The 26376-nt window shown below is 71.8% G+C and carries 22 protein-coding genes; 6 read left to right on the top strand and 16 right to left on the bottom strand.

The genetic code is table 11. From position 1 onward, the window contains the following. Positions 1 to 28 precede the first annotated feature (28 nt). From M1L60_RS25840 to M1L60_RS25830, 3 genes are read right to left on the bottom strand one after another with little or no spacing between them, the layout of a single operon-like run. Positions 29 to 2950 carry a TIM-barrel domain-containing protein gene (locus M1L60_RS25840; protein ID WP_253240102.1) on the bottom strand — a complete coding sequence of 974 codons (2922 nt, stop codon included), beginning with the start codon at positions 2948 to 2950 and terminating at the stop codon, positions 29 to 31. Positions 2951 to 2981: 31 nt separating this feature from the next. Then, on the bottom strand, positions 2982 to 3419 hold the full coding sequence (locus M1L60_RS25835; RefSeq protein ID WP_253240101.1) for a hypothetical protein: 438 nt from the start codon (positions 3417 to 3419) through the stop codon (positions 2982 to 2984). A 17-nt stretch (positions 3420 to 3436) separates the two neighbouring features. Continuing rightward, positions 3437 to 3841 carry a hypothetical protein gene (locus M1L60_RS25830; RefSeq protein WP_253240100.1) on the bottom strand — a complete coding sequence of 135 codons (405 nt, stop codon included), beginning with the start codon at positions 3839 to 3841 and terminating at the stop codon, positions 3437 to 3439. Between the two features lie 138 nt (positions 3842 to 3979). On the opposite strand from M1L60_RS25830, the gene M1L60_RS25825 reads away from it, so the two are divergent. Further along, positions 3980 to 6652 (top strand): AfsR/SARP family transcriptional regulator, encoded by a 2673-nt coding sequence (locus tag M1L60_RS25825; RefSeq protein WP_253240099.1) that lies wholly within the window; start codon positions 3980 to 3982, stop codon positions 6650 to 6652. Here the strand turns inward: M1L60_RS25825 and M1L60_RS25820 are convergent, their stop codons facing one another. Then, positions 6653 to 7363, bottom strand: coding sequence for an alpha/beta fold hydrolase (locus tag M1L60_RS25820; RefSeq protein ID WP_253240098.1), 711 nt, complete (start codon positions 7361 to 7363; stop codon positions 6653 to 6655). A gap of 136 nt (positions 7364 to 7499) precedes the next feature. Here M1L60_RS25820 and purF point away from each other — a divergent pair, with 136 nt between their 5' ends. Continuing rightward, positions 7500 to 8846, top strand: a complete 1347-nt coding sequence (gene purF / locus M1L60_RS25815; RefSeq protein ID WP_253240097.1) for an amidophosphoribosyltransferase — start codon at positions 7500 to 7502, stop codon at positions 8844 to 8846. Positions 8847 to 8861: 15 nt separating this feature from the next. Here purF and M1L60_RS25810 read toward each other — a convergent pair whose 3' ends face one another. The 3 genes from M1L60_RS25810 to M1L60_RS25800 all read right to left on the bottom strand — a co-directional run bounded on the left by M1L60_RS25810 (position 8862) and on the right by M1L60_RS25800 (position 10513). Continuing rightward, positions 8862 to 9443 carry a dihydrofolate reductase family protein gene (locus M1L60_RS25810; RefSeq protein ID WP_253240096.1) on the bottom strand — a complete coding sequence of 194 codons (582 nt, stop codon included), beginning with the start codon at positions 9441 to 9443 and terminating at the stop codon, positions 8862 to 8864. A 66-nt stretch (positions 9444 to 9509) separates the two neighbouring features. Beyond that, a complete protein-coding gene (locus M1L60_RS25805; RefSeq protein WP_253240095.1) occupies positions 9510 to 10331 on the bottom strand; it encodes an AraC family transcriptional regulator in 822 nt (273 codons plus the stop codon). A gap of 5 nt (positions 10332 to 10336) precedes the next feature. Further along, positions 10337 to 10513, bottom strand: coding sequence for a hypothetical protein (locus M1L60_RS25800; protein WP_253240094.1), 177 nt, complete (start codon positions 10511 to 10513; stop codon positions 10337 to 10339). A 77-nt stretch (positions 10514 to 10590) separates the two neighbouring features. On the opposite strand from M1L60_RS25800, the gene M1L60_RS47955 reads away from it, so the two are divergent. Genes M1L60_RS47955 through M1L60_RS47950 form a run of 3 tightly spaced genes read left to right on the top strand, consistent with a single transcriptional unit; the run spans position 10591 to position 14651 of the window. Next, positions 10591 to 11481 carry a helix-turn-helix domain-containing protein gene (locus M1L60_RS47955; RefSeq protein WP_253240093.1) on the top strand — a complete coding sequence of 297 codons (891 nt, stop codon included), beginning with the start codon at positions 10591 to 10593 and terminating at the stop codon, positions 11479 to 11481. Then, complete coding sequence (locus M1L60_RS25790; protein ID WP_253240092.1) at positions 11478 to 12344, top strand: MBL fold metallo-hydrolase; 867 nt, start codon at positions 11478 to 11480, stop codon at positions 12342 to 12344. Before M1L60_RS47955 ends, M1L60_RS25790 begins: the two co-directional genes overlap by 4 nt. Before the next feature lie 45 nt (positions 12345 to 12389). Then, positions 12390 to 14651, top strand: coding sequence for a putative bifunctional diguanylate cyclase/phosphodiesterase (locus M1L60_RS47950; RefSeq protein ID WP_253240091.1), 2262 nt, complete (start codon positions 12390 to 12392; stop codon positions 14649 to 14651). Positions 14652 to 14654: 3 nt separating this feature from the next. Here the strand turns inward: M1L60_RS47950 and M1L60_RS25780 are convergent, their stop codons facing one another. Next, entirely contained in the window at positions 14655 to 15935 is a 1281-nt protein-coding gene (locus M1L60_RS25780) for a serine hydrolase domain-containing protein (protein ID WP_253240090.1), read from the bottom strand. Between the two features lie 110 nt (positions 15936 to 16045). On the opposite strand from M1L60_RS25780, the gene M1L60_RS25775 reads away from it, so the two are divergent. After that, positions 16046 to 17311, top strand: coding sequence for a right-handed parallel beta-helix repeat-containing protein (locus M1L60_RS25775; RefSeq protein ID WP_253240089.1), 1266 nt, complete (start codon positions 16046 to 16048; stop codon positions 17309 to 17311). On the opposite strand, the gene M1L60_RS25770 is transcribed toward M1L60_RS25775, so the two are convergent. From M1L60_RS25770 to M1L60_RS25735, 8 genes are all read right to left on the bottom strand, one after another. Then, positions 17263 to 17928 (bottom strand): TetR-like C-terminal domain-containing protein, encoded by a 666-nt coding sequence (locus tag M1L60_RS25770; protein WP_253240088.1) that lies wholly within the window; start codon positions 17926 to 17928, stop codon positions 17263 to 17265. The genes M1L60_RS25775 and M1L60_RS25770 overlap by 49 nt on opposite strands. A gap of 252 nt (positions 17929 to 18180) precedes the next feature. After that, a complete protein-coding gene (locus M1L60_RS25765; RefSeq protein ID WP_253240087.1) occupies positions 18181 to 18735 on the bottom strand; it encodes a GNAT family N-acetyltransferase in 555 nt (184 codons plus the stop codon). Positions 18736 to 19037: 302 nt separating this feature from the next. Further along, entirely contained in the window at positions 19038 to 19391 is a 354-nt protein-coding gene (locus M1L60_RS25760; RefSeq protein WP_253240086.1) for a transmembrane-type terpene cyclase, read from the bottom strand. Positions 19392 to 19506: 115 nt separating this feature from the next. Further along, a complete protein-coding gene (locus M1L60_RS25755; RefSeq protein ID WP_253240085.1) occupies positions 19507 to 20340 on the bottom strand; it encodes a phytanoyl-CoA dioxygenase family protein in 834 nt (277 codons plus the stop codon). Positions 20341 to 20496: 156 nt separating this feature from the next. Continuing rightward, on the bottom strand, positions 20497 to 22272 hold the full coding sequence (locus M1L60_RS25750) for an AfsR/SARP family transcriptional regulator (RefSeq protein WP_253240084.1): 1776 nt from the start codon (positions 22270 to 22272) through the stop codon (positions 20497 to 20499). Positions 22273 to 22437: 165 nt separating this feature from the next. Further along, positions 22438 to 25083, bottom strand: a complete 2646-nt coding sequence (locus tag M1L60_RS25745; RefSeq protein WP_253240083.1) for an FtsX-like permease family protein — start codon at positions 25081 to 25083, stop codon at positions 22438 to 22440. After that, a complete protein-coding gene (locus M1L60_RS25740) occupies positions 25080 to 25799 on the bottom strand; it encodes an ABC transporter ATP-binding protein (protein WP_253240082.1) in 720 nt (239 codons plus the stop codon). The genes M1L60_RS25745 and M1L60_RS25740 overlap by 4 nt, the downstream gene beginning before the upstream one ends. Next, entirely contained in the window at positions 25796 to 26368 is a 573-nt protein-coding gene (locus tag M1L60_RS25735; RefSeq protein ID WP_253240081.1) for a PadR family transcriptional regulator, read from the bottom strand. Before M1L60_RS25735 ends, M1L60_RS25740 begins: the two co-directional genes overlap by 4 nt. Positions 26369 to 26376 lie beyond the last annotated feature (8 nt).

Genomic DNA, 26376 nt, shown 5'->3' with positions numbered 1-26376 from the left:
GGCTGATGCTCAGGAGCGGCCGCCGGGGTCAGCCGAGGGTGAGGCTGTCCAGGTTGGGACCGCCGGTGGTGGTGGCGGTGGCTCGGATTCGGACTGTGGTTCCGGCGGGGAGGGTGGCGGTCAGGGTTGCGGTTCGCCACGTCTTCCAGTCGCCGGTGGGTGGGAAGGACAGGGTGGCGGCAACGGTGCCGTTGACGGTGACTTGTAAGGGGCGGTCGGCCGCTCCGCCGTTGGTGTAGCGGAAGCGCAACGGGTGAGCGCCCGCCGTGGGCACGGCCACCGTCCACTCCAGGTAGGCGCCGGTCGTGTTCGGGTAGTCGACGTAGGCGGTGCCGGTGTAGCCCGCGTGCTGAGTGGCCAGCACCGGGCCGCTGCGGGTGGCGTCCTCGGCCTCGTAGACGGCCACCGGTGACGATGGCGGGAAGGCGGCGCCGCTCGGCTCGATCGTGGCCGCTGCCCCGCCGCCGGCCAGCACGCCGATCGCAGGTGTGATCACCGACAGCACTCGGCGGGCGGCGTTCCAGACCTGGCCGCTGCCGTTCAGGATGGCGGCCGACTCGCTCGTGAAGGCGGGCAGCACGGCGCCCCCGTTGACGCGCATGCCGACCGCGGCCGACAAGCCGTGGTAGCGCACCACATAGCGGCGGGACGTCGGTGCGCCCGCATAGGTCCCCACGGGATGGTTGATCGTCACGCGCAGGGCGGCGTGCACAAAAGCAAGACGTGTGCTGCTGCTGGCTTGGATCTCGGTGACGCCGTCGTCCTCGTACACCTCGAAACTGCCGTCCTGGCCCGTATAGACCTCGACCTCGAGCTGCGTTTTATCCAGGAAGGCTGTGCTGTGCGCGTATTTGTACTTCGGCAGCAGGCTTCCCGCTTTGACGTACATGATGATTTCGCCGGTGCTGGTCACGTAGCTTTTCTCGACCGTGTCCGAGCCGACGTTCTTGGCGTCGGACCAGAAGTTGTACCAGGTGTCGCCGGCGGGCAGCCAGACGTTCTGCACCGCGCCCCCGGTATCCGTGGTCACCGGCATCACGAGGATCGACGGGCCCCACATGTATTGCAGGTCGTGCGTGTACGCCATGGGATTGTTCTGGTGTTCGACAACCATTGCGCGGGCCATCGGCACACCGGTCGCGTGGGCCAGACGAGCCACCGTGTAGATGTACGGCATCAGCGTGTAGCGCACCCGGGCGTACTTCATGAAGTCAGCCTGTTCGGTCGCGCCCTGGTCGATCGGCCACCGTGAGGCAGCCGGGCCCTGCGCGCCGGTGTCGCCGTTGGAATGGGGGCGCCACACCGGCGACAGGCTCGACCAGGCCGCCACCCAATTGCGATACATGCCGTTCGACAGCACCGCTCCGAAGAAACCGCCCCCGTCGATGTTGGCGAAGGGGAAGCCGCCCAGTCCGGCGTTCTGCATGCCGCGGATCTGTTCCTTCATTTCCGCGTACGTCGAATTGATGTCGCCGGTCCACAAGTGCCCATAGCGTTGTTGTCCGGCGGTCGCGCCTCTCGTGAAAATCCACGGGCGCCCGGTGCGGCCGCGGTCCCAGCCCTCCTGGCCGGCCGCCTTCTGGCAATAGAGAAAGAACGCGTTGCGCAGTTCGGCCCAGCGCTGCCCGTTCGCGGCGAGCGCGCCGTACGGGATCGGGCCCATCTCGTCCGGCTCGTCGATCCACAACGCGTCGCCGGGGTAGCCCAGCCGCGGGTCGAGGGCCTTGGTCCAGAACACCGTCCACAGCCAGGATCGGGTGTTCGGGTTGCTCCAGTCGGGGACGGCGTCGTTGTCGCTGACCGCGGTGACGTCGGCCGGCGCGAACCCGTACGCCGGATTCCAGCCGGCCATCTCGTTCGAGTTGTTGCGGTTGTAGTCGAGCGTGGTGAGCACGCCGTGCTCGTCGGCCCAGCGTTTGAACGCGGCCGGGTCGGGCCAGCGCTGCGGGCTGAACTCGAACCACGAGCCGCTCCAGCCGCCCGAGCCGGCCCGCCAGCGGTTGTCGTTGACCTGCACGTCGAGCGGGTACCCGGCCGCGCGCAGGGCGGTGATCCGGGTCGTCCACCAGTTCTGATCGCTGACCTGGGGGAAGTTCTTGTCGGAGAGCTGCAGCCCGAACACGCCCAGCCGCGGGAAGCGGGGGCGGCCGGTCAGTTGGGTGTAGCGGTCGAGCAGCCCGGCGAAGGTGGGCCCGGCGATGACGAAGTAGTCCAATTGGGGGCGTACGCCGGGGGCGCCGTGCCCGTCGGCCGAGAACTCGTAAATGCCGCCGCTGCCGAAGTTGAACGTGGTGTCGAAAGTGGTGTTGAAGAAGACGGCGTAACCGCGCGACGACAGGTACAGCGGGACGATGGCCGGCGCCTGGTCGATGTGCTGCGACTGCAATCCGTAGTTGTGCGCGACGATGTCGCCCGTGCGGTCGATTTTCGGGGCCCGCCCGTAGAGGCCGTGCCCTGCCTTGACGAAGCGCTCACCGGCGGCCGCGGCCGTGAACGTCTGCCGCACCCCGTCGGCGCCCCAGCTCAGGCTGTGGGTGGCGTCCTCACCGGCGTACCGGGTGCCGTCGGTGGCGGCGAACTCGAGGCGCACCGGGTCCTTGGTCAGCACGACCCGCAGGCCGGCGGCGGCGATCGTGAGGCGGTCGGCGGCGTCGGTCACGGCCAGGCTGCCTCCGAGACCGGTGTGCGCGGCCGGGTCGACCATCTCGTAGCGGTCGTCGGCGAAGAACGTCTCGCCGCTGCGCACGGCCCGCACGCGGAGCATGTGGCCCCCGTACGCCGTGATGCGCAGTTGCTGCCCGGTCGTGCTCGTCACCGTGACCGTGCGGCGGTCGGCCGTGTGGCTGCGATAGCCGGCCAGCGTCTCGTCGGCCGCCGCCGTCCCGGATCCGACGGGGACGGCGGCCAGGCCGGCCAGCTTGAGGAAGTTCCGACGGGACGGCGCAGTCATCCCTTACATCTATAGCTATCAATCCTTGACGTCAACGGCGGGCGGCCAGCGCCACCAGGAACTGGCCGCCCCCGGGCTCGACGCTCGCGGTCACCGGCAGGCCCGGCACCAGCCGCGAGAAGCGGTCGACCAGCCAGTCCGCCGCCTCCTGGGCGTCCTGGCGCCTCGGGCACCGGGCCACCAGCTCGCGCCCGCCCTTGCGCTCGAGCCGCTCGGCCACGGTGATCAGCGGCGCCGGCTCGATCACGTGCAGCCGGTCGGGCCAGGCGATGACCACCTTGACCGCGCCCTTGCGGGTGTTGCAGGCGCGGTGGGCGAGCCGCTCGGTGAGCTTGGCCTTGCGGTCGGCGGTGCGGCTGTCGACGCTGGGACCGCGCGGATCGTTCACCGACATCTCGGCGTCGACCGGCTCGTCACACACCCAGCACCGCCAGCCGTCCCGTTCCGCCACGTCGTCAAGAAGACTCATGCCGGCAAACTACTGGCCTACGGGCTGCACAGATGCGGCGACACCCAGTCCCGCGCGGAACCGTTCCAGACCGGGCGCCATTTCCGCACTTCGTAGTAGATGTTGTAGCTGTAGACGTGATAGTCGAAGGCTTCGTCCGGGTACGGGATGACGGTCCGGCCGTTGTCGATGCGCACGATCGTCGTGGCGCCGTCGTTGGTGCTGTCGCTGATCGAGGCCACGGCCGGCACCCGGGTGTCGTCCCAGATGACGGTCGAGACCACCTTCTTGGCGTCGGTCTTGAAGTCGAACCGGATCCGGTTGTACGGGTCGCAGTAGGGCCCGAGGACACTGAAGGCCAGCGCGGGCGCGGCGTGGACCACGACCACGCCGGCGCCGGCCAGAACGACGGTCAGAGTGCGGGTCAGCATGCGTCTGAGCACGAGCAACTCCTTTCGGACAAGCACGTTCTCGCCGCCCCCCGATGGTGAAGCCTGCGGCGAGAGCTTGGACATCGATACTTGCGATAGTCTCGGCGGACCCTGTTGTGGAATTGTTGTGGCCGAGTTCCTGGGGAGCGTGTGATCGAGTTCCGCCTGCTGGGCCCGGTCGAGCTGTGGGTCGGCGACACGCGGCTCGATGTCGGTCAGCCCCGGCAACGCGCAGTGCTGGCGGTCCTGGCGGCCGACGCCGGGCGCACGGTCAGCGCCGACACCCTGATCGACCGGTTGTGGGGCGAGACTCCCCCGGCGACGGCCCGGCGCTCGTTGCACGCCCACGTCGCCCGGGTGCGGGGCGTGCTGGCTCAGGCCGGCGGTCAGGTCGCGCTGATTCACTGTACGGGTGGCTATCGTCTCGACACCGAACCCGAGCGCGTCGATCTGCACCGTATGCGCGCCCTGCTCGAACGAGGCCGGCACGACGTCGGCCCGCTGCGCGAGGCGGTCGCGCTGTGGCGCGGTGAACCGCTCACCGGCGTCACCGGGCCCTGGGCCGACCGGATGAGGCAGAGCTGGCAGCAGGAACACCTCGACCTGATGCTGGCCTGGGCCCGGGCCGAGCTGGTGGCGGGTGATCCCGGCCCGGTGATCCGGCGGTTGTCCGAGCTGACCGGTGAGCACCCGCTGACCGAGCCCCTGGACACCGAGCTGATCCGGGCCTTGCACACGGCCGGGCGGTCGGCCGAGGCGCTGGCCCGGTACGCCGAGGTGCGCGACCGGCTGGCCGACGAACTCGGGGTCGACCCGGGGACCGAACTCCAGGCGCTGCACCGGACGATCCTCGGCGGCCCACCGCCCGCGCCCGTCGTCCCCGCGCAGCTGCCGGCCGAGGTCGCCGGCTTCACCGGTCGTGACGCGCTGCTGGCCGAGCTCGACGCGTTGCCACCGGGAGCGGTCGCTACGCTTTCCGGTCCGGCCGGGGTCGGCAAGACCTCGCTCGCCGTGCACTGGGCCCGCCGGGCGGCCCACCTCTTCCCGGACGGCCAGCTGTACGCCGACCTGCGCGGCTTCGACGCGGGGGACCAGGTGCTGGACCCGGGCGAGGCCGTCCGCGGTTTCCTGCACGCTCTCGGCGTGCCTCCCGACCGGATGCCACCCACCGCCGCGGCCCAGGCCGGCCTGTATCGCAGCCTGCTGGCCGGCCGGCGGGTCCTGGTCCTGCTCGACAACGCGCGCGACGCCGACCACGTCCGCGACCTGCTGCCCGGGTCGCCGACGGGGCTGACCGTGGTGACCAGCCGCAACCAGCTGACGCCGCTGCTGGCCACCCACGGCGCGCGGCCGGTCCGGCTCGTCCCGCTCACGGCGGGCGAGGCCCACGACCTGCTGAGCCGGCGGCTCGGCGCGGGCCGGGTCACCGCCGACCCCGGGGCCACGGCCCAGATCATCGACGCCTGCGCCGGGCTGCCCCTGGCCCTGGCCATCGCGGCCGCCCGGGTCCAGCACAACACGTTTCCGCTGCAAGCGTTCGCCGGGGAGCTGGCCGGCGCCCGGCTCGACGCGCTGGACGCCGGTGACAGCGCGACCCGGATCGAGACGGTGTTCGACTGGTCGTACACCGCGCTGAGCCCCTCCGCGGCCCGGCTCTTCCGGCTGCTCAGCCTGCACCCGGGCCCGGACGTCGGGACCGCGGCGGCGGCCGGCCTGACCGGTGAGCGGCCGTCGGCGACGCGGCGGGACCTGGCCGAACTGGTGCGGGCCAGCATGCTCGCCGAGCAGGCGCCCGGCCGCTACGCCTTTCACGACCTGCTGCGGGCGTACGCCGGAAAGGGCACCCGCGACGAGGCCGCCACCACCCGCCTGCTCGACCACTACCTGCACACGGCAAGCGCCGCCGCCAAGATTCTCGACCCGGCCCAGGACCCGCTGTCGCTCGAGCCGCCCGCACCCGGCGTGAGGGTGGACCCGCCGGTGAAATACGAGGAGGCCATGGACTGGTTCACCGCCGAGCGCCTCCCGCTGCTGGCCGTGATCCGGCAGGCCGCCGCGGCCGGGTACGACGCTGTCAGCTGGCAGCTGACCCTCAGCATGGTCACGTTCCTCGACTGGCAGGGCTACTGGCACGACCTGGAGGCGGCCTGCCGGATCGCGGTCGAGGCTGCCGCCCGCTGCGCGGACGCCACCGCGCTGGCCCGGGCCCATCGCAATCTCTCCGTCGCACACCTGGGCCTCCGCCGGTTCGACGAGGGCGAGGCCGAGCTCCGCACCGCCCTCGGGATCAGCACCGGGGCCGGCGACGTGATCGGGCAGGCGTACGCCCACAACAGCCTGGCCGCCCTGCACGACCGGCAGGACCGGCCCGACCTGGCCCTGCCCGAGGCCCGGCGCTCCCTGGAGCTGTTCGAGACCACCGGCCACCGGGTCGGCCAGGCCAACGCCCTCAACTCGGTCGGCTGGTACCAGGCCCTGCTCGGCGCGTACGAGGAATCCGTTGCCTCCTGCCGCCGCGCCCTCGCCCTGCTGGAAGAGCTGGGCGATCGGTACGGCCAGGCGCACACCTGGGACAGCCTCGGCTACTCGGCCCATCACCTGGGCCGCCACGCCGACGCCGTCGACTGCTATCAGCACGCCGTGGCCATCTTCCACGACCTCGGCGACCGCTACCAGGAGGCCGACACCACCGGCAAGCTGGGCGACGTGCACCAGGGCGCCGGAGACCTCGAGGCGGCCCGCGCAGCGTGGCAGCACGCGTGGGGCATCCTCACCGAACTCGACCACCCGGATGCGGCCGCCCTGCAGGCCAGGCTGGGCTGACTACGCCGCGGCGACGGCTTCGAGGACCGTCGCGGCCACGGCGTCGGGCTGCGAGGCGGCGATGGCGTGCGACGCGCCGGCCACCTCGGTCACGCCCCGCGGGGACGAGCGGCCGACCTGGAAGCGGAACAGCTCGACCGGGATGTTGAGGTCGGCGTCGCCGTAGACCTGCCACGACGGCACGCTCTTCCAGGCCGGGGTCACCGACAGGCCGTCGGTCAGCGCCTTCTCGGTCACCGCGCGCTGGGTGCGGCCGAGCAGGATCGCGTCCTCGAGCTCGATGTCGGCCGCGAACTGCTCCGGGAACTTGGCCAGCGTGATCTTCAGCTCGGTCCCGCCCGAGGCCAGCGGGTACGAGTCGAGGGCCTGGCCCAGCGTGCTGCCGGCGAACTTGTTGGCCAGCACCAGCGCCGACTCGCCGGTGTCGGGCGTGAACGCGGCCACGTAGACCAGCGACTGCACCGGGGCCAGACCCGACGCCGCCTCGGTGATGACCATTCCGCCGTACGAGTGACCGACCAGGATCACCGGCCGGCCGACCCCGTTGACGACGTCCCGCACGTACGCGGCGTCGGTGGCCAGGCTCCGCAGCGGGTTCCCGACCGCGAACGCGTCCACTCCCTCCTTGCCCAGCCGGGCCAGCACGGCGTTCCACGCGGTCGAGTCGGCGAAGGCGCCGTGCACCAGTACGACGGTCGGTTTGTCGGACATCTTGGTCTCCCCAGTTCGTTGGTCTGCCGCCGACGCTAGGGACCCGCAGTGCCGAAACGGTGCCGGTCCGTCAGCCACCCGGACGTGCGACCGGACAACTCGCCCGCGACCCGGCGCGGTCCGTATAGTCGCCGCCGTGGCAGACGACAGCCCCAAGGAAGCCTGCGGCGTCTTCGGCGTCCGCGACCCTCAGCAACCGGCCGCCCATCTGACCTACCTCGGGCTCTACGCCCTGCAGCACCGCGGCCAGGAATCGGCCGGCATCGCCGTCAGCGACGGCGACAAGGTTCTGGTCGACAAGGACATGGGCCTGGTCTCGACCATCTTCGACACCCACCGCCTGCAGGCCCTGCCCGGCGGCCTGGCCATCGGGCACGTCCGCTACGCGACCACCGGGGCCAGCGCCTGGCACAACGCCCAGCCCGTCTCGCGGCACGCCGGCGACATCTTCTTCGCGCTCGGCCACAACGGCAACCTCGTCAACACCACCGACCTGACCACTGAGAGCGGCAGCGACAGCGACGTCGTCGCGGCCCTGCTGGCCGAGGCCCTCCCCCGGCACGGGGACGACCTGATCGAGGCGGCCACCGAGGTCCTGCCCCGCCTGCGCGGCGCCTACTCGTTCGTGCTGATGGACGAGACCCGGCTCATCGGCGCCCGCGACCCGCACGGCTTCCGGCCGCTGTTCCTGGGCCGGCTGGACACCGGGGGCTGGGTGCTGGCCTCCGAGACGCCGGCGCTCGACGTGGTCGGCGCGGCCGTGGTCCGCGAGATCGAACCGGGTGAGCTCGTCGTGATCGACGACGACGGGGTGCGCAGCGTGCAGTTCAGCGCCCCGGAGCCGCGGGCCCTGTGCTCCTTCGAGTTCGTCTACATCGCCCGCCCCGACGGGCAGCTGGCCGGCATCGGGGTGCACGCCGCCCGCCGTCGCATGGGGGTCGCGCTGGCCGCCCAGGCCCCGGTCGAGGCCGACATGGTCATGCCCATCCCGGACTCCTCGATCCCGGGCGCGCAGGGGTACGCCGCCGCCTCCGGCATCGAGTACGGGGACGGCCTGATCAAGAATCGCTACATCGGGCGTACGTTCATCGCCCCCAACCAGCAGCTCCGCGAGAACGCCGTCCGGCTGAAGTTCAACGCGATCGCCGACAACGTGGCCGGTAAGCGGCTGATCGTGGTCGAGGACTCGATCGTCCGCGCCACGACATTGCGCGCCACCATGAAACTGCTGCGCGACGCGGGCGCGGCCGAGATCCACCTGCGGGTGCTGTCGCCGCCGTACCGGTGGTCCTGCTACTACGGTCTCGACACGTCCGACCGCAGCAAGCTGGTCGCGGCCACGATGACCGTCGACCAGATCCGCGACCACCTCGGGGCCGACACGCTCGCCTACCTCGAGCTCGACGGCATGATGAACGCGATCACCCCCACCCCCGGCGGCTTCTGCACAGCCTGCCTGACCGGCCGGTACCCCGTCCCGTGAACGGCGCGTGACCGATCAGCGGCGGACGCCGTAGCTCAGGTGCAGCACCCGGTTGCCCTGGATCACCACGTCCGGGTCCTCCAGCAGGTACTGCGCCTCGACCGAGCCGAAAAAGCGTTTGCCCGAGCCGAGCACGACGGGCACGACGTCCATGCGGACCTCGTCGACCAGGCCCGCGGCCAGCGCCTGACCGCCGACGTCGCCGGCGGCGACCTCGACGAGGCGGTCGCCCGCCAGTTCCTGGGCCTTGACCACGGCGGCCTCGATGCCGTCGACGAAGTGGAACGGCGCCCCGGCGTCCCAGCCCTCGGGGGCGGGGCGGTGCGTCACCACGACCACGTGGTCGATCCCGGACGGCGGCTTGCCGTCCCAGCCGTCGGTCAGGTCGAAGACGTGGCGGCCGGCGATCGTCACCCCGATCCGGTCCCAGTAGGCCCGGGTGTGGTCGTAGGACGCCTGCGACACCTTCAGGACGCCGCTGTCGTCCAACGGCACCTCACCGCCGGTCAGCCAGTCGAACAACGGTCCGGGCTGGTCATTCTCGTCGGCGATGAAACCGTCCACCGACACCGAGGCGTACATGACCACCTTGCCCACGGGACTCTCCTCTGTCTTGGCGAGCCCCCAAGTTAGCGTGCCCCGAGCCGCCGCTCTTGTAAGAAATCAATCGGCCGGCAGCGGCCATCCCTCCAGCGCGTGACCCGGATGCTCGCGCAGGAACCGCCGCCGCACCTCGAGGTACCGGGTCGGGGTGAGTCCGGTGAACGCCCGGAACTCGTGTCCGAAGTGGGCCTGGTCGAAGTAGCCGGCGTCGTGGGCGACCTCGCCCCAGTCGATCGGCCCGGCCGGGTCGAGCGCGAACACGGTGCCGGTGAAGCGGTAGGTGCGGGCCAGCCGCTTCGGCGTGACCCCGACGAGCTGCTTGAACCGCTGGGCCAGGTGGGTGCTGCTGATACCGGCCGCCCCGGTCAGGTCGCCGATCGCCACCGCGCCGCCGGCCGCCGCGATGACGCCGCTCGCGTGGCGGACCAGTCCCAGGCCGGGGAGCCCGCCCAGCCGCCGCGTCAGCTCCGCCTCGAGGATCGTCAGCATCTCGTGCGGGCCGGGCGCCGACGCCAGCCGGTCCCGCAACGAGGCCACGGCGGGCCGGCCCCACACCTGCTCGACCGTGAGCGGCCGGTCGCACAGCTCGGCCGCGGGCATCGGCAGGAACGGCGCCAGACCCCACGGCTTGAAGTGCACCCCGACGGACCGGGTGGGGCAGGGGTAGCTGAACTCGTACGCCCGGGTCGGCATGGTGATCACGCAACCGTCGGCGTACCCGGCGCCGTGAATGCCGAACGGCGCCCCGAGATTGAGGATGAGCAGCGCCGACGGCGCGGGCGGCAGCGTCAGCCGGGCGTAAGGCGGCGTCCCGGCCAGGTAGTAGAAGTCGTCGATCAGCCCGTCCAGCGGCGGCCGCGGCACCCGCGACACATACTCCATGGCCGTCACAGCCAGGTCCGATCGGTGCTGCGCGGGTCGCTGCCGTGCCCCGACAGCGCCCCCTCGCTGGAGTGCACGAGCCGCGCCCCCAACCCGGCCGCCCGCCGCATCGCGTCGCGAATCGCCACCCCGTTGACCCGGGGATCGGTGGTGACGTCGGTCTGCGCGACGGCGATCCGCATCCGGCCACGGTAGCCCGACCGTTGCCTGCTCCTGTCAGGGTGTGGCTGGGGCCGCCGGCGCTGCTGATACTCGATTCGTGGACAGCAGACGACAGCTCGGTGAGTTCCTGGCCAGCCGCCGGTCGCAGGTGCGGCCGGCCGAGGTGGGACTGACCGGGTACGGCGACCGGCGGCGGGTTCCGGGGCTGCGCCGGGAGGAGCTGGCGTTGCTGGCCGGGGTCAGCGCCTCCTACTACGCCCGGCTCGAGCAGGGCTATTCGCAGAACGCCTCGCCCGAGGTGCTCGACGCGATCGCCCGGGCGCTGCGGCTGAACGACGGCGAGCGCCGGCACCTGCACGAACTGGCGGCCGGCGCCCGGGCCCGGCCGGCCGCGCGGCGCTCGGCCCCGGAACGGATGACGCCCGAACTCGAGCAGCTGGTCGAGGCGATGGGCGACACCCCGGCGCTGGTGCTGGGCCGGCACAGCGACGTCCTGGCCTGGAACCGTACGGGGCACGCGCTGTTCGCCGGGCACGTCGACCCGGCCGATCCGGATCGCCCGCGCGGCCGTCCGAACATGGCCCGGCTCGTCTTCCTGGACGAGCACACCCGCGAGCTGTACGCGGACTGGCCGGCCAAGGCCCGGGCCGTGGTCGGCACCCTGCGGGTCGCGGCGGGCCGGCGCCCCGGCGACGCGGCGATCGCGGCCCTGGTCGGCGACCTGACCGTCCGCAGCACCGAGTTCGCCGAGATGTGGGCCGCGCACCGGGTCAAGACCGGCGGCGACGCCACGTACGTCATGCGGCACCCGCTGGTCGGCGAGCTCACTGTCACTCAGCAGGCCCTGACCACCGAGCAGGGCCGCACGGTCGTCGTCGCGACCACTGAGCGCGGCTCCCCCTCGCGGGAGGCCATGTCCCTGCTCGCCCACACCACCACCGACTATCGAGGAGCAGAATCATCAACGAGATCAAACTGGGCGACGTGACCGTGACCCGGGTCGAGGAGACCCACGGCCCGATCATGCCCACCGCAGCGTTCTTCCCCACGGTCCCGGACGAGGCCTGGCAGCGCCACGAGGCCACCCTCGTTCCCGACCACCTGGGCGACGGCACGGTGCACGCGGCCATGCAGACGTGGGTGCTGCGCAGCGAGGGCCGCACGATCCTGATCGACACCGGCCTCGGCAACGACAAGACCCGCCCCGCCGTCCCCGCCTGGGACCATCTGAGCCTGGACTACCTGGGCAACCTGGCCCGGGCCGGGGTACGCCCGGAGGACGTGGATCTGGTCGTCAACACCCACCTGCACGTCGACCACGTCGGCTGGAACACCCGCCAGGCCGGCGGCGAGTGGGTACCGACCTTCCCGAACGCCACCTATCTGATGCCGCGCCCCGACTTCGTCTTCTGGGACCCGGCACATCATCCCGGTCTGGCCGGCGGCGTCAACGAGAACGCGTTCGAGGACAGCGTCGCCCCGGTCCACGCGGCCGGCCAGGTGCAGCTGTGGGAGGGCACGCACACGATCGACGCCAACCTGCGCCTGCGGGCCGCGCCCGGGCACACCCCGGGTTCGAGCGTGCTGATGCTGGAGTCCGGCGGCGATCGCGCCCTGTTCGCCGGCGACATCTTCCACACCCCGCTGCAGCTGGCCGAGCTCGACCACAGCAGCTGCTTCGACGAGGACCCGGCGACGTCCGCGGTGACCCGGCGCGCGCTGCTCGGGTGGGCGGCCGACACCAACGCCCTGGTCGTGCCGGCCCATTTGAGCGGCCATGGCGCCCTGGAGATCCAGCGCCACGGCAGCGCGTTCGCGGTCAGCGGATGGGCGCCCTTCGACCGCTTGTGAGACCGGACTTCTCACCTCGGCTGCGGCCGTGTCGAAGATAAGGACGTGCAGGATCGCCCGCCGCTGTTCGCTGACCGGGCGTTCCAGACCGTCACGGCATTGCTGGTTGTCAATGTCGGGCTGTTCCTGGCTCAGGAGCATCTCGGGCGGCTGTGGCCCGAGCCGGTGAACTGGCTGCTGGTGATCGCGGTCATCGTCCCCACCCTGGTGCTCTGCCGCCGGGTCCAGCGGGATCCGGGCTCGTCGCCCGTGGTCCGGCGCTACTGGCTGACCGTTCGGATCGGCACCTCGATGTTCGTCGTCGTCGCCGTGCTGCGCGCGCTGTCCGGTCTGGGGGCCGGCGAGTGGTTGGTGCCCGTTTCCGTCGTGCTGCACCTCGTCGGCGGCATCGTGCTCACCGGCCCGCTCGTCGGTCTGCCCTTCAGCGCCCGCAGCCGCGCCCGCAAGTTGGGCGTCTGGCTCGACCTGGGCACCCTGACCTCGGCCGCCGGGCTGCTGATCTGGCACTTCGCCGCGTCCGCGCAGTTCGCCGACGGCCGGGTCACCGGGTACCGGGTGTTCGCGGCGGTCGTGATCATGGGTGCCGGGCTCAACGGGGTCTATCTGGCGGCCAAGGTGGTGCTGGCCGGGGTCGACTCGTTCGCGCGCCGCGGGCTTTACTGGATCGGCGCGTCGGCGCTGATCGGCGGCCTCGGCTCGGCGGTCAGCTTCCTGCACCCGCACCAGCCCCAGGGCAACCTGCTGGTGCTGGTGCTGCCGTTCGCGGCCTACGCGGCCGCGCTCGGCGCCCGCATGCAGGTGGTGGACACCGCGGCCGGGGCCCGGCCCCGGCGGCCACCGCGCGGTTACAGCCTGATGCCGTACGTGGCCATCGCGACCGTCGACCTCATGGTCGTCTATCACAACGTCCGGGGCACCAGTAACGGCATGCTGATCGACGGGGTCGCGGTCGCGCTGACCGCGATCGTGGTCGTCCGCCAGCTGATCGCCTTCCGGCAGAACGACGCGCTGCTGGCCCGGATCGGGGTCCAGGAGAAGCGGTACCGCTACGAGGCCACCCACGACATGCTGACCGGCCTGGCCAACCGCTCCCTGTTCAGCGAGCGGGTCACCGCCGCCGTGGCCGAGGCCGGCCCGGACACGCTGATCAGCATCGTGCTGATCGACCTCGACGACTTCAAGGTCGTCAACGACACGCTGGGCCATGCCACCGGCGACGCGCTGCTGGTCCACGTGGCCGAGCGGATGCAGGAGGCGGTGCGGTCGGCCGACACGGTGGCCCGGCTCGGCGGCGACGAGTTCGCCATCCTGTTCGAGGGGGTCGAAGCGGCCGACGTCGAATCGGCGCTGACCCGGATCGCGGCCGCCCTGCTCGAGCCGGCCCTGGTCGACGGCGAGCCGATGACCGTCAAGGCCAGCTTCGGGGTGGTCGACGGGCACGGCGGCGACGACGCGGGCGACCTGCTGCGTCAGGCCGACATCGCGATGTACGAGGCCAAGGCGCGCGGCGACGGCGGTTACGAGCGGTACCGGCCCGGCATGGAGGCCCGCGGCGCCGAGAACAACCGCCGGGCCGCCGCGTTGCGCACGGCCATCCTCGAGGACCAGTTGGTGGTGTACTTCCAACCGGTGGTGACCCTGCCCGGCGGCCGGATCACCGGCGCCGAGGCCCTGGTGCGCTGGCAGCACCCGGCCGAGGGCCTGCTCGGCCCGGGCGCCTTCATCGACGCCGCCGAGCAGACCGGCCTGATCGTGCCGCTCGGCACCTGGGTGCTGCGGGCCGCGACCCGCGAGGCGGCGGGCTGGCCCGGCGAGCTGACCGTCTCGGTCAACGTGTCGGCCCGGCAGCTGCGCCAGCCCGGCTTCCCGGCCCTGGTCGCGGCGGCCCTGGACGAGAGCGGGCTGCCCGCCCGCCGGCTGACCGTGGAGATCACCGAATCGGTCGCGGTCGGCGGCGGCGCCACCACCGAGAACCTGCAGGGGCTGCGCGACCTCGGCGTACGCCTGTCGCTCGACGACTTCGGCACCGGCGCGTCGACCCTGACGCTGCTGGCCACCTGCCCGGTCGACCAGATCAAGCTGGACCGCTCGTTCGTCCCCGACGGCGGCCCCGACGCGATCGCCGACGCCGTGGCCCAGATGGCCCGCGCCTTCGACCTGGACGCGGTGGCCGAGGGCGTCGAGACCGAGGAGCAGGCGATCCGGCTGACCGGCCTGGGCTACGAGAAGGCCCAGGGCTACTGGTTCGCCCGCCCGATGCCCGCGGCCGACCTACGCGCCCGCCTCACCACCGCGGACGTGGGCTGAGCGTCAGAGGTACTTGGCCAGCGTGGTGGCGACCTCGGCCCGCATCGGGTCCGGGTCGGCCCAGCTCCAGTTGGGGTGGGCCCGGTTGGTCATCAGCGACACGACCAGCTTCTTACGCGGGTCGACCAGCAGCGAGGTGCCGGTGAACCCGGTGTGCCCGAACGTGGTCGGCGCCGACAGCGTGCCCATGAACCAGGGCTGACGCAGCGTCACCCCGAGCCCGTGGTCGGACGGGCGGCCCGGCCGTTCCGGGTCGACCGCGGGCAGGCCGGCGTTGTGGTTGGTCAGCATCTCCTTGACGATCTCGGCCGACAGGATGCGCCGGCCGCCGTAGATGCCGCCGGCCAGCAGCATCTGACCGGTCAGGGCCACGTCACGGGCCGTGCCGAACATGCCGGCGCTGCCGATCACCCCGCCCATCTGGTACGCGATGTCGTCGTGCACGGTGCCGCGGAGCAGACCCCGGGACGTACGGGCGTCGGTGGCGGCCAGCCGGGCCGCCTGATCGGCCGCGGTGAGCCACTTGCGCGGGTTGAACCCCATGTAGCGCGCGCCCAGCGGGGCGGTGACCCCGTTCTTGATGGCCGCGTCGAGCGTGAGACCGGTGACCTTCTCGACGATCTGACCGGCCACCATGAGCCCGGCACTGGAGTAGCGGAAGGCCTTCGCCCCGCCGACCAGCGGAGTCGCGAGCACCTTGGCCCGCTGCGCGGCGACCGACAGCCCCTTGACGCCCGTGACCCCGACCGGCAGGCCACTGGTGTGGGTCAGCAGCATGCGTACGGTGACCTGGGCCTTGCCGGTGCCGGTGAACCCGGGCAGGTAGCGGACGACGGGCGCGTCCAGGTCGACCCGGCCCTGGTCGACCTGCTGCAGCAGCGCGATCGCCACGTACACCTTGGTCAGCGAGGCCAGGTCCCAGATCGTGTCGGTCCGGGTGGCGACCCGCTTGGCCGCGGCCAGCTCGACCGGCCCGGCGCCGTAGCGCAGCGCGTGCCCGACGGCCAGGTTGGCCGTGGTCGAGTTGTTGACCATGACGACCAGCGCCGCCCCGGCGTACGTCGGGTGCTTCGGGTTGGCCGTGGTCGGCTTCAGATACTTGGTCAGCACCGCCTTGAGCGGGGCCACATAGGCCGGCGCCGCGGCGGCGGCCGCGGCCCCCGCACCCTGACCGCCGCTGGACTGACCGTCGAACCAGCCGCTCGCCTCCCGCTTGCAGCCGGCAGCGGTGGCGGTGAGGGCGGCGGCTCCGGCCCCCAGGAGGTGGCGGCGAGTCAAAGACATGGCCGAGATCATGCCAAGAGTCACCTGATGTCGGCAATCGCCCAGCCCGGGAACTGTTGATCGAACCACTTGTTGAGACCCCTGTTACGCAGGTCAGCTAGGGTGGCGCGATGCCGAGCCGACGCCTCCGTCTTCCGCTGGTGCTCACCGCCACGGCCGTCACGCTGGGTGGGGTGCTGGTCGTCGCCGGCTTCGCCCGGTCCGAGGCCGAGCCCGCTTCGGTCACAACGGTCGCCACGCCGCTCCCCCAGCCCAGCTCGGCGGCGCCGTCGGCCTCGGCCCCGCCCACGGTGGCCCCGAAGATCGGGTCGGCGCTGGCTCTCACCTCGCCCCCGCCACCGAAGCCGACGGTCAAGCCGTTCAACGGGATTCACGTCGACTGCAAGCGGGGCAACGACGACAACAAGGGCACATTGGCCAAACCCTTGCGGACGATCGACGCGGCCACCTCGCGGTCGCTCGACCCGGGCGCGGCGATCGGGCTGGTCCGCGGCTGCACCTGGCCGACCACGGTTCAGCTGCGGGGTGACGGCACCAAGAGCAAACCGATCAAGCTCACCGCGTACGGGTCCGGGGCGCTGCCCGTCATCGACGGCCGCGACGGGGGCTCGGACGCGGTCGTTCTGCTGTCCGGTGCGTACCAAATTCTGGAGAACGTCCGGGTCACCAACGCGCGGGCCAACGGCGTACAGATCATGGGCGCCAACAGCGGGGTGCGCTCGAGCACGGTCGACAACGCGGGCGTCGGCGTGCAGTTCCGCGCCCCCGGCACCTGGGCCGACCGGGTCACGGTCCGTGACCTCAACATGGTGCGCAACACCCCCGGCGGTGACGACGACTACGGCGCCGTCGGCTTCCTGGTCGAGTCGAACGGCGTCGACATCGGCCACAGCAGCTGCACCAACTGCCGGGCCCCGAGCAACGACTACGGCCACGACGGCGGCTTCGTCGAGGTGTGGAACTACGCCGACGACCTGGACGTGCACGACAACACCGGCTCCAACACCCAGGGCATCCTCGAGATCGGCGCCGACCAGCCCGACTCGTCGGCCCACAACATCCGCCTGCGCAACAACACGTTCCGCAACTCGCACGGCGGCCTGGTGCTGCACACCGACAACAACTTCGCCATCGCACGGGCCCGGATCGCGATCACCGGCAACACGATCTCGAGCACCGGTTCGCAGGACCCGCCCATCCTCGACGGCGACCTGAGCACGGTGACCTTCGAGGGCAACACGGTGAGCACGGCCAGCTTCGTGGCCCACCGCACGCCCGCCGTCCACCGCTGCAACAGCATCACCCTGCGCGGCGGGGCCGAGGTCGGTTACCAGCGGCACAGCACCGAACGGGTGGGTGGCAAAGCCTCGTGCTGAGGACCGGCGCACGGCTGCGATAGCGTGATCGCGGGCCACACGTCAGGAGATATGTGATGACCGAATCCACCGCCAGTCCCGACACCCCGGACGAAGAAACCGAGGTCTTCACCAACCGGGCCGCCCGGCGGGCCAAGGGCAAGAGCACGTCGAAGCCCGGCGTCTTCGCCAAGGGCCGGCCCCCGGCCGGTCAGGGCTCGGTGCAGAGCCCCCGCCAGTACGGCAACCGCCGCAGCGGCTGAGCGGCCCTGGTTCCGGCCGGACGGCATGGACAGGTCGTACACGAGGTCGGCCATCGCCTCGGCCGGAACCACGCAGCCGTCGTCGAGCCACGACTTGAGCAGCCGGAACAGGCCGCCACTGTGATAGTCGACGACGTAGCCGAGCAGCGGCGGGTTCCCGACGTCCTCCCGCCCGTAGCGGGCGAACATGGTCATCACATCGCCGACGTGCAGCCGGATGCGGTCCATCACCTGATCCTGGTTCTCCAGACGCATGACCAGCTGCAGGCAGTCCGAGTGCCGGCGCCACTGCGTGAAGGCCTCGATGAGCAGGCTCCGCCGAACCCGCCGATCCACCTGCCCTTCGATCATGCCCCCAAGGACGACCCGGCCCACCGCGATGTGACAGGCCCCCGGCGCGCCGTTCGCAGCGAGGTAGGTCTCGAAGGCCGGGTCGTCACCTCCGCTGCGGCCCCTGATGCGCTCGCGATGGGGGTGAAGATCCTGGGGACTTCGCCCCCAACCCCCAGCCATCGCTGGAGATGCACTCTGGCGATGGCTGCGGCGAGGGCTTGGCTGAGAAGAAGACCCCCGACCCCCGACGCCGCCCTCCCCGCTGATCGCGGTGACCGGGGCTGGCCCCGACGGTCAGGGCGACTGACGGGAAGGGACGCGGACGTGCCGATGTCCCATGCTGGGGAAGGCCGGAGGGGCGGGCGTGAGCACCTCCCGCAAGGCGTACCCACACTTGTTGGCCACCCGGCAGGACGCTGAGTTGTCGATCGCGTGGAACAGCTCCAGACGGCTCAGCGACACCATCTTCTGTGTCTCCAACGCCCAACGGGAGGCGGTGGCCAAGGCGCGAGGGGCGACTCCGGTTCCTCGAGCGTGCGCGGCGGTCCAATAGCCGACCTGCGCCACCCCAGCCGTCTCGACCTTCACCACGACGTACCCGAGTAGAAATTGATCATCGGCGTTGGAAACCACGGCGAAGCTGAACCGTGTCGCTTCGACCCATCCCGCGGCTTGCGCCTTCAACCATTCCTGGGCCTGCGGCTCGTCCGTCAGAGGGGTGGTCAAGGTGCGGCGCAGCAGCTCATCCTGATGGGCCGCGACGAGGTTCTTGATGTCGTCCCGTCGCCAGGGCCGCAGCAGCAAGGCAGTCGAAGTTCCTTCTCCCGGCACACTCAGACGAACTGTCATGGTCGTCCATTCTGCGCCGGGCCGAGATTCCCCTGACCGCGACCTGACGTCCGTGCCGCCGGGCCCCTGATGCCCTCGCGACGGGGGGTGAAGATCCTGGGGACTTCGCCCCCAGACCCCCAGCCATCGCTGGAGATGCACTCTGGCGATGGTTACGGCAGGTGGGCTTGGGTGATCTCCGGGCAACGGCGTCAAGAGCGAATCGCAAGGAGGGGGAGGGCGCAAGCAAAGAACGCTTGCGCCCTCCCCCTCCTCACGATGAGCTGCGACTGCCGTCGCCCGGAGATCACCCAAGCCAGAACTCACCCTGAGAAGAAAACCCCCGACCCCGCGCTCCCCGCTGATCGCGGCCGGGAGGTCGGTGCGGTGTCCGCTCGGGCCTGGATCCGGCGGTACGGGTTGTGGCCGTCGCGGCGTAGTTGGTGGTGGATGGCGGCGCAGTAGATGAGGTCGAACAGGAGCCAGACGCCGTTCACGATCAGGATGTGCGTCTCGTCCGGTGGGTGGACGAACGTGAAGACGAACTCCCAGGCCAGGTTCAGGGCCAGGGCGACCAGCGGCATGCCGAACGTGCGGTCGCGGAAGCCCCGGTAGATCAGGGCGAGGTAGGTGATCGTCCAGGCGAGACCACTGATCAAGATCATTGCCGTGCTCACGGCGAGCGACGCTAGGAGGGCCCCTCGAGCCGGCAATGTCAGTCGCCGCCGGTCGACAGTTAGCTGACAGAGACGCGAAAGTGTCCGGGGCGTGGGCCCCGGACACTCCGGCGGATCAGCTGGTGCGCTTCGCGGCGCCGACCTCGTACGGGATCGGCTCCCAGTTGGCGTTCTGGCCGACGGTGTCGTCGCCCTCGATCTCGTCCGCCACGCGCCGGATGTTGAGGCCGGCGTTCTTGGCCTCGAGCAGGGTCTCGTCGTCGTACTTCGAGGCCCGGAACGAGTTGACCATGTAGGTGCGGGTCTTCATGTACTCGACGTAGCGGTCGTGGTGGGCGTCGTCGAGGCCGAGCGCGGCGAAGACCGCGAGCCGGTCGCCGTCGGCCTTGGCGATGCGCCACTTCGGGATGTTCGGGATGTCCTTGGGCTCCGGGTGGACCCACTTGGGGAATTTGTAGAGAACGCCGTTGCCGCTGTGCGTGGTGCGCATGCTCCACACCGCGAGATCACCGACGCGGCTGCGGACGTAGACATTCTTTCCGAACGCGTGGTCGGCCGTATTGTGCGATTTCGCACGCAGGTTCAAACCGCCCGTGTGCGACCAGTGGTCCTGCAGATAGATCCCGAACCGCAGCAGCGTGTAGCGGCCGTTCCAGTCCGGCCCCTTGCCGTCCTTGCGGTCCACGTTGTCCTTGTGGAAACCGCGCTGGCCGGAATTGATCGTGTACGAGCTGTCGCCCGAGTACCAGATCTCGTCGCTGCCCAGGAGCTGCCTGGCGACGCTGACGAAACGGCCGTCGACCAGCGTGCTTCGCATCTTCGGGTTGGACAGCAGGTCGCCCGGGCCCCGGCCGCGCGAGGCGAAGGCCGCTTCCCGGAAAGCCTTGATCTCGTCGCGCGAGTAGACGTTGCGGATGATCTGGTAACCGTTCTCCCAGAACGCATTCACGTCGACAGCTAGATCTTTTGCCATTGTTTCCTCACCCGATTGCTCGCCATGTTTTCACGTAGGCAACGAAGCCGGATTCGGCTCCCCCGTTGCACGCAGTGAAGCTTCTGGCCCCGCCGTCCCGGGCACAACGGCTGGGGCCCGGGATTCTGGCGGTTACCCCGCCGTGAAACCTCGTTGAAGCCGAAGTGAAGCCGCGCCGTGCCGGCCGTAGAGCCCGGCCAGCGGGCTCACCCGGAAGCGGTCATGGTTGAGTTGCTCGACCAGATGGACCCCGACGAGCCGGTCGAGATGCCGCCGGACGACCGGCACGGGCAGCAGGGCCACCTCGGCCGCCTGCCCGGTCGTGAACGCCTTGGCCGAGTGCACCGCGATCTGGCGGACGAGTTCGGCCGCCTCGGGCTCGAGCCGCCGGAACGACCACGACAGCGACCGCGGCAGCGACCCGGTGGCGCCGTCGCCCGCGTCGAGCGCGGCCAGCCGGTCGGACTCGTCGAGCAATTGGGCCAGCCACGACGACGGTGACACGTGCGGCAGCCGGGCCATCCGCTCGGCCAGGATGCGCAGCGCCAGGGGCGTACGGTCGCACAGCTCGGCCAGCCGGGCCGCCTCTTCCGACCGCGGGTTGAGCCCGAGCAGCGACGACGCCTCGGCCGGTTCGAGCCGGGGCACGGTCAGCCGCACCGCGCCGTCGTGCACGACCAGGCCCCGCAGCTGATTGCGGCTGGTGATCACGGCCGTGGCCTCGGGACCGGGCAGCAGCGGGCGCACCTGGTCGGCGTCGAGCGCGTTGTCGAGCAGCACGGCCAGCCGGCGGCCCGCGGTCAACGTACGGAAGAGCTGGGCCCGGGCCGTGAGACCGGTGGGCACGGCGGCGCCGAGGCCCTCGAGCAGCACGGCCAGCGCGTCGGCCGGGTCGAGGGGCGGCTCGTCGGCGTACCCCCGGAGGTCGAGATAGAGCCGGCCGTCGGGGTAGTCGATCGCGTTGTCGTGCAGCCACCGCAGGGCCAGGGCCGACTTGCCGATGCCGGCCGGCCCGTCCAGCACGACCACCGCCGCCGCCTCGTCGCGGTGCCAGTCGAGGGTGGCGAACTCCTCGGCCCGGCCGACGAAGTGCATCGCCCCGGCCGGCAGCGTCTGCGGCGCGACCTCGGGCCCGGCCGTCATGACCTGCACCGGGGCCGCCCCCTCGACCAGCAGGGGATGCAGGCCGGAGCCGCGCAGGATCTGCTGGTGGACCTCGCGCAGCTCGGCCCCCGGCTCGACGCCGAGCTCGTCGATGAACCGGCGTGACACCGAGTGGTACGCGCTGAGCGCCTCGGCCTGGCGCCCCTGCCGGAACAGACCGGCCATGAGCTGCACCCAGAACCTCTCCCGGAACGGGTGCTCGACGGTGAGCCGCCGCAGCTCGGGCACGAGGTCTTCGGTGTGGTGCAGCAGCAGGTCGACCTCGATCCGCCGCTCCAGCGCGAGCAGCCGGCGCTCGTCGATCGCGGGCAGGTCCATCTCGTGCAGCCACGGCGACGCGACGTCGGCGCAGGCCGGGCCCCGCCACAGCCCGAGCGCCTCACGCAGCAGCCGGGACTGGGCGTCGAGCCCGGCAGCGTCGCCGGCCGCGGCCACCAGCCGGTCGAACTCGTGCAGGTCGAGCTCGCCGGGTTCGACGAACAGCGAGTACCCGGCCGGGCCGGTGATGACCGAGTTGGGCCAGGGCAGCTCGTGCCGCAGCCGCACGATGTTGGTCTGCACGACCCGGCGCAGCGAGTGCGGGGCCTCACCGGGCCACATCCGCTGCGCCAGCTGGGCCACCGACAGCTGCTGGTTCGCGTGCAGCAGCAGCGCGGCCAGCAGGGTGCGGACCTTGCCCCCGGTCACCGGCCGCGTCTGTCCCTCGTGCTCCACCAGCAGCGGACCAAGGATCCGATACCGCACGCCCACCTCCCCCGTGAGACGCCTGGCCACGGCCGATTGTCTCGACAGGCCTGAAACTTGCCCAGACCGTAGACACCTCGACCCCGCCCCGCCACCCCGTGGCCGACCCCCGTTTGCCGCACAAAGGAATACGTCGCAGAACGGCAATACAAAGCGAGAAGTGAATCAAGAAATAGTGCGGCGTTCGACGGGCAGACCGGCTCGAGTCAGCAGACCCGCACCGATCATGGCCACCAGCGGGGCGATCAGCACGAAGAGCAAATTCGTCCCGGGCACGGTCAGCGGGAACGGGGTCGGCATGGGCCATTCGCCGCTCCGGCTCACGTTGATCGCGGTCAGCACGGCGAAGCCGGACAGCAGACCGGCCGCGACCCCGAGCCCGGAGCCGAGCCCGGCGATCACGCCGGCCTGGCTGAGGGACAACCTCCGCCGTACGCCCGGGTCCGCCCCCACCGCGGCCAGCGTGGACAGATCGGCCCGCCGGTCGGCCGCGGCCAGGCCGGTGGCGATCCCGGCCGCCCCCAGGGTGATCAGCGTGGACGCGAGCGCGAGCAGGTAGAGCATCGGGTCGTTGTCGTCGGGCGGGCCGGTCGCCACCGTCGCCCGCCCGGCCCCGGCCGCGGCCAGGTCGGCGTTGAGCCGGTCGAGCGCCGCCGTCCCGGGCTCGGCCGGGGTGGTGGCGACCAGGCCAGCCGCGACCGTGGGGAACCCGGCCCGCTGGGCCAGCACCGGCGGGAGCACGGTGCCGCTGGCGTACGGACCGGCCGCCAGCAGGTAGCCAGGCACCCGGTACTCCTCGGGGGTCCTCGCCTGCTCGATCCGGTTGACCGTCACGGTGACCAGCCCGTCGTCGTCGAGCAGGAACGGATCGGAGACGACCGCGCCGCCCCGGTCCAGGGTGTCGACGGCCCGCTCGAGGTCGGCGCCGGTCGCCCCGGTCAGGGCGACCACGGCGTCCCGGCCGCCGACGACGGACCAGAAGGCCGGGAATCCGGAACCCTGCGTGATGTGCTCGGCCGCGCAGCGGGGGTCGGCGATGAGAGCGTCGATCTCGTCCTGGCTCCGCGGCGGGTTGTCCTCGCCGGGGCAGCGCTGGGCGGGCGCGCGGACCGGGATCAGCTGGCACGCCGTGGAGGGGTCCGGTCCGGCGCAGACGGTCTGCGTGATCTCGGTCAGCGGGGCGCCGGGCAGGGCCCGGTCGAAGGCCGCCCGCACCGGGTCCGGTGAGCCCGGCCCGTAGGTGACACTGATGTGCCCGTACGGCAGGGAGGCTCGGTAGTTGAGCTCTTGCCGACCGGCCGAACTGGACAGATAGACACCGATGGCGACCGTGCCGGCCACCGCGGCCATGACCGCGGAGACGGCCGGGGCCGCCGCCGACCGGTTGCGCGCGGTGTCCCGCAACGCGATCCGCGGGGCCGCGGGCAGGCGGCCGCCCAGCAGCGCGACCAGCCCGACCAGCGAGGGCGTGCACAGCACCAGACCGATCTGGGTGACGGCCAGCCCGGCCACGATCAGCTCCACGCTGGTGCGCCGGGCGGCCAGACCGGCGACGACGGCCCCGGCCGTGGCCAGCAGCAGGCCGAGGACCAGCCAGCGACGCCGGGAGCGCACCGCGCCGCGCCGGCCGGCCAGGGCGGTCACCACGTCGGCGCGGGCGGCCGCGAACGCCGGCACGACCGCCGCCAGCAGGCCGGTGGCCACGGCCAGCACGGCGATCCCGGCCAGCGTGGCCGGGTCGAACCGGTAGCCGCCGGCCCGCGCGCCGACCAGCATCTGCTCGGACAGCGGACGGGCCAGCACAGCCACCACCACCCCCAGCAGCAGGCCGAGGGCCGCGCCGGCGCCCCCGAGCACGAGGCCGTCGGCGAGCACGATCCGGCGCAGGTGGGCCCGGCTGCCACCGTTGGCCGCGACCAGGGCCAGCGAGCGTTGCCGCCGCCGGGCCCCGATGGCGAACGCCGGGCCGGCCAGCAGCACGATCTCGAGCACGGCCAGGCCGACGACGATCCGGACCAGGCTCAGGCCCTCGGCCTCCTGCTCGTCGAGCTCGGTCCGCGGCGGGTCGAGCAGGACGGCCCGCGACGTCACGGTCAGCCCGTCCCGGTTGAGCGGCCCGACCTGGGCCCAGTCGACCGGCTCGGGCGTGACGGCCAGCCACTGGGCCGCCCCCTGATCGGCCGGGCCGGGCGCGAGGACCACGACCTCGCCCAGATCGTCCGGGAACTCGACCGTGCCGACGGCGGTCCAGCTCCGGGCGCCGTCGAGCGACCGGATGGTGTCGCCGAAGCGGGACCGCGCCGCCGCGGACAGGGCCACCTCGCCCGGCCCGCGCGGGGCCCGGCCGTCGACCAGCACGGCCCTTCCCCGGTGGATCGGATCGGCCAGATCCATCTCGTGGGTCCGGACGCCGGCCAGGCCCCCGGTCACGGTCCGGAACTCGGTCTCACCGGAACGGACCGGGACGACCCGGCTGCCCTCGGGCAGCAGGGCCAGCATCTCGCGTTCGGTGCGCAGGGCCGGCCCGGGCGACGTCTCACCGGCCGGGCGCCACTTCCTACCGATCGCGTCCTGCTCGACCGGGCCGGCCAGGCGCACGGTGAGCAGCGCGTCGGCCGCGCCCAACTGCCGGGTGGCCTGCTCGGCCGGGGTCAGGGTGAACATGTCGTACGAGACGGCGGTGCCGGCCAGCGCGGCCACGGGCACGGCGATCATGGCGACGACCAGCGCGGCCCGGCCCCGGGCACGCCGGCTCTCGCGCCGGGCGATCCGCAGCGCCGTCCGCCACGATCCGAGCAGGGGGATTCTCACGAGCGGTGCTCCAACAGGTCGTCGACGGAGTCGAGCGGTCCGGACGAGTCGACGACCACGCCGTCCCGCAGGAAGATCACCCGGTCGGCCCAGCCCGCGTGCCGCGCCTCGTGCGTGACCAGCAGCCCGGCCGCGCCCGCGTCGACCCGCTCGCGCAGCACCCGCAGCACCGCCTCGCCGGTTCCGGAGTCCAGCGCGCCGGTGGGCTCGTCGGCCAGCACCAGCCGCCGCTCGCCGACCAGGGCCCGCGCGATGGCCACGCGCTGCTGCTGACCGCCCGACATCTCGTCCGGGAACCGGCCCGCGAGATCGGTCACGCCCACTTCGGACAGTGCGCCCAGGGCCGCCCGCCGGGCCCGGCGCACGCTCACGCCGTCGAGCTCCAGCGGCAGCGCCACGTTCTCGGCGGCGGTCAGGCTGGGCAGCAGGTTGAAGTCCTGGAAGACGTACCCGACGGTCCGCCGCCGCACCGCGGCCAGCTCGCGCAGGCTCAGATCGTCGAGCGAGCGGCCCTCGACCAGCACCTCGCCCTGGCTCGGCCCGTCCAGCCCGCCGGCCAGGTTGAGCAGCGTCGACTTGCCGGAACCGGACGGGCCCATGATCGCCACCAGCTCCCCCGGCCGCACCCGCAGGGTCACACCCCGCAAGGCGTGGACGGCGGTCGGGCCACGGCCGTGCGTGCGGTGCACATCGCGTAGTTCCAGCACGCTGCTCATCGCCTGTTCCTCTCGCGCTCCTCGACCGGCGCGCCGGCCGGGGCGACCGGGCCGGGCCGATGGCGCAGGATCGTCGTCTCGCAGTGGTCGAGCCAGCGGATCTCGGCCTCGCACTGGAAGATCAGCGAGTCGAGCACCAGCCGCCACGACAGGTCGTCCTGGTCGCTCGGCCGGGTCTTGAGCCGCGTGTACTCCTGCAGCGCCCGGACGCCCGCCGTGCGCTGGCTCTGCACGACGGCGGTCACGTCGACCCCCGGCGTGGTCATGGCCAGCGCCAGCTTGATCGCCAGCTCGTCACGCGGCCGGTCGGTGCGTTCGAGCGGCGTGCTGAACCATCGGCTGAGCTCGGCCCGTCCGCTTTCGGTTATTTCGTACGGCCGTTGCCCGCCCTCGCCCTCGGGCCGGGGACGCACGAAATCGTCGCGTTCGAGGCGCGACAGCGTGGTGTAGACCTGCCCGATGTTGAGGGCCCAGGTGCCGCCGACGCTCGCCTCGAACGCCGCCCTCAGCTGATAGCCGTGCATCGGACCCCGCTCGAGCAGAGCCAGCAAGCCGTGACGAATGGACATGCCTACAT

Origin of the sequence: Paractinoplanes aksuensis (assembly GCF_024137025.1) — a bacterium.
Classification (GTDB): Bacteria; Actinomycetota; Actinomycetes; order Mycobacteriales; family Micromonosporaceae; genus Actinoplanes; species Actinoplanes aksuensis.
Note: the sequence above shows the minus strand (reverse complement) of the source record. Positions and strands in the feature narration are given on the sequence as shown.

Coding starts and splice junctions, on each gene's coding strand:
- M1L60_RS25775 (WP_253240089.1), top strand. CDS start 16,046: ATGCCGAGCCGACGCCTCCGTCTTCCGCTGGTGCTCACCGCCACGGCC.
- M1L60_RS25780 (WP_253240090.1), bottom strand. CDS start 15,935: ATGTCTTTGACTCGCCGCCACCTCCTGGGGGCCGGAGCCGCCGCCCTC.
- M1L60_RS25805 (WP_253240095.1), bottom strand. CDS start 10,331: ATGGAGTATGTGTCGCGGGTGCCGCGGCCGCCGCTGGACGGGCTGATC.
- M1L60_RS25820 (WP_253240098.1), bottom strand. CDS start 7,363: ATGTCCGACAAACCGACCGTCGTACTGGTGCACGGCGCCTTCGCCGAC.
- M1L60_RS25735 (WP_253240081.1), bottom strand. CDS start 26,368: ATGTCCATTCGTCACGGCTTGCTGGCTCTGCTCGAGCGGGGTCCGATG.
- M1L60_RS25835 (WP_253240101.1), bottom strand. CDS start 3,419: ATGAGTCTTCTTGACGACGTGGCGGAACGGGACGGCTGGCGGTGCTGG.
- M1L60_RS25740 (WP_253240082.1), bottom strand. CDS start 25,799: ATGAGCAGCGTGCTGGAACTACGCGATGTGCACCGCACGCACGGCCGT.
- M1L60_RS25840 (WP_253240102.1), bottom strand. CDS start 2,950: ATGACTGCGCCGTCCCGTCGGAACTTCCTCAAGCTGGCCGGCCTGGCC.
- M1L60_RS25765 (WP_253240087.1), bottom strand. CDS start 18,735: ATGACAGTTCGTCTGAGTGTGCCGGGAGAAGGAACTTCGACTGCCTTG.
- M1L60_RS25800 (WP_253240094.1), bottom strand. CDS start 10,513: ATGCGGATCGCCGTCGCGCAGACCGACGTCACCACCGATCCCCGGGTC.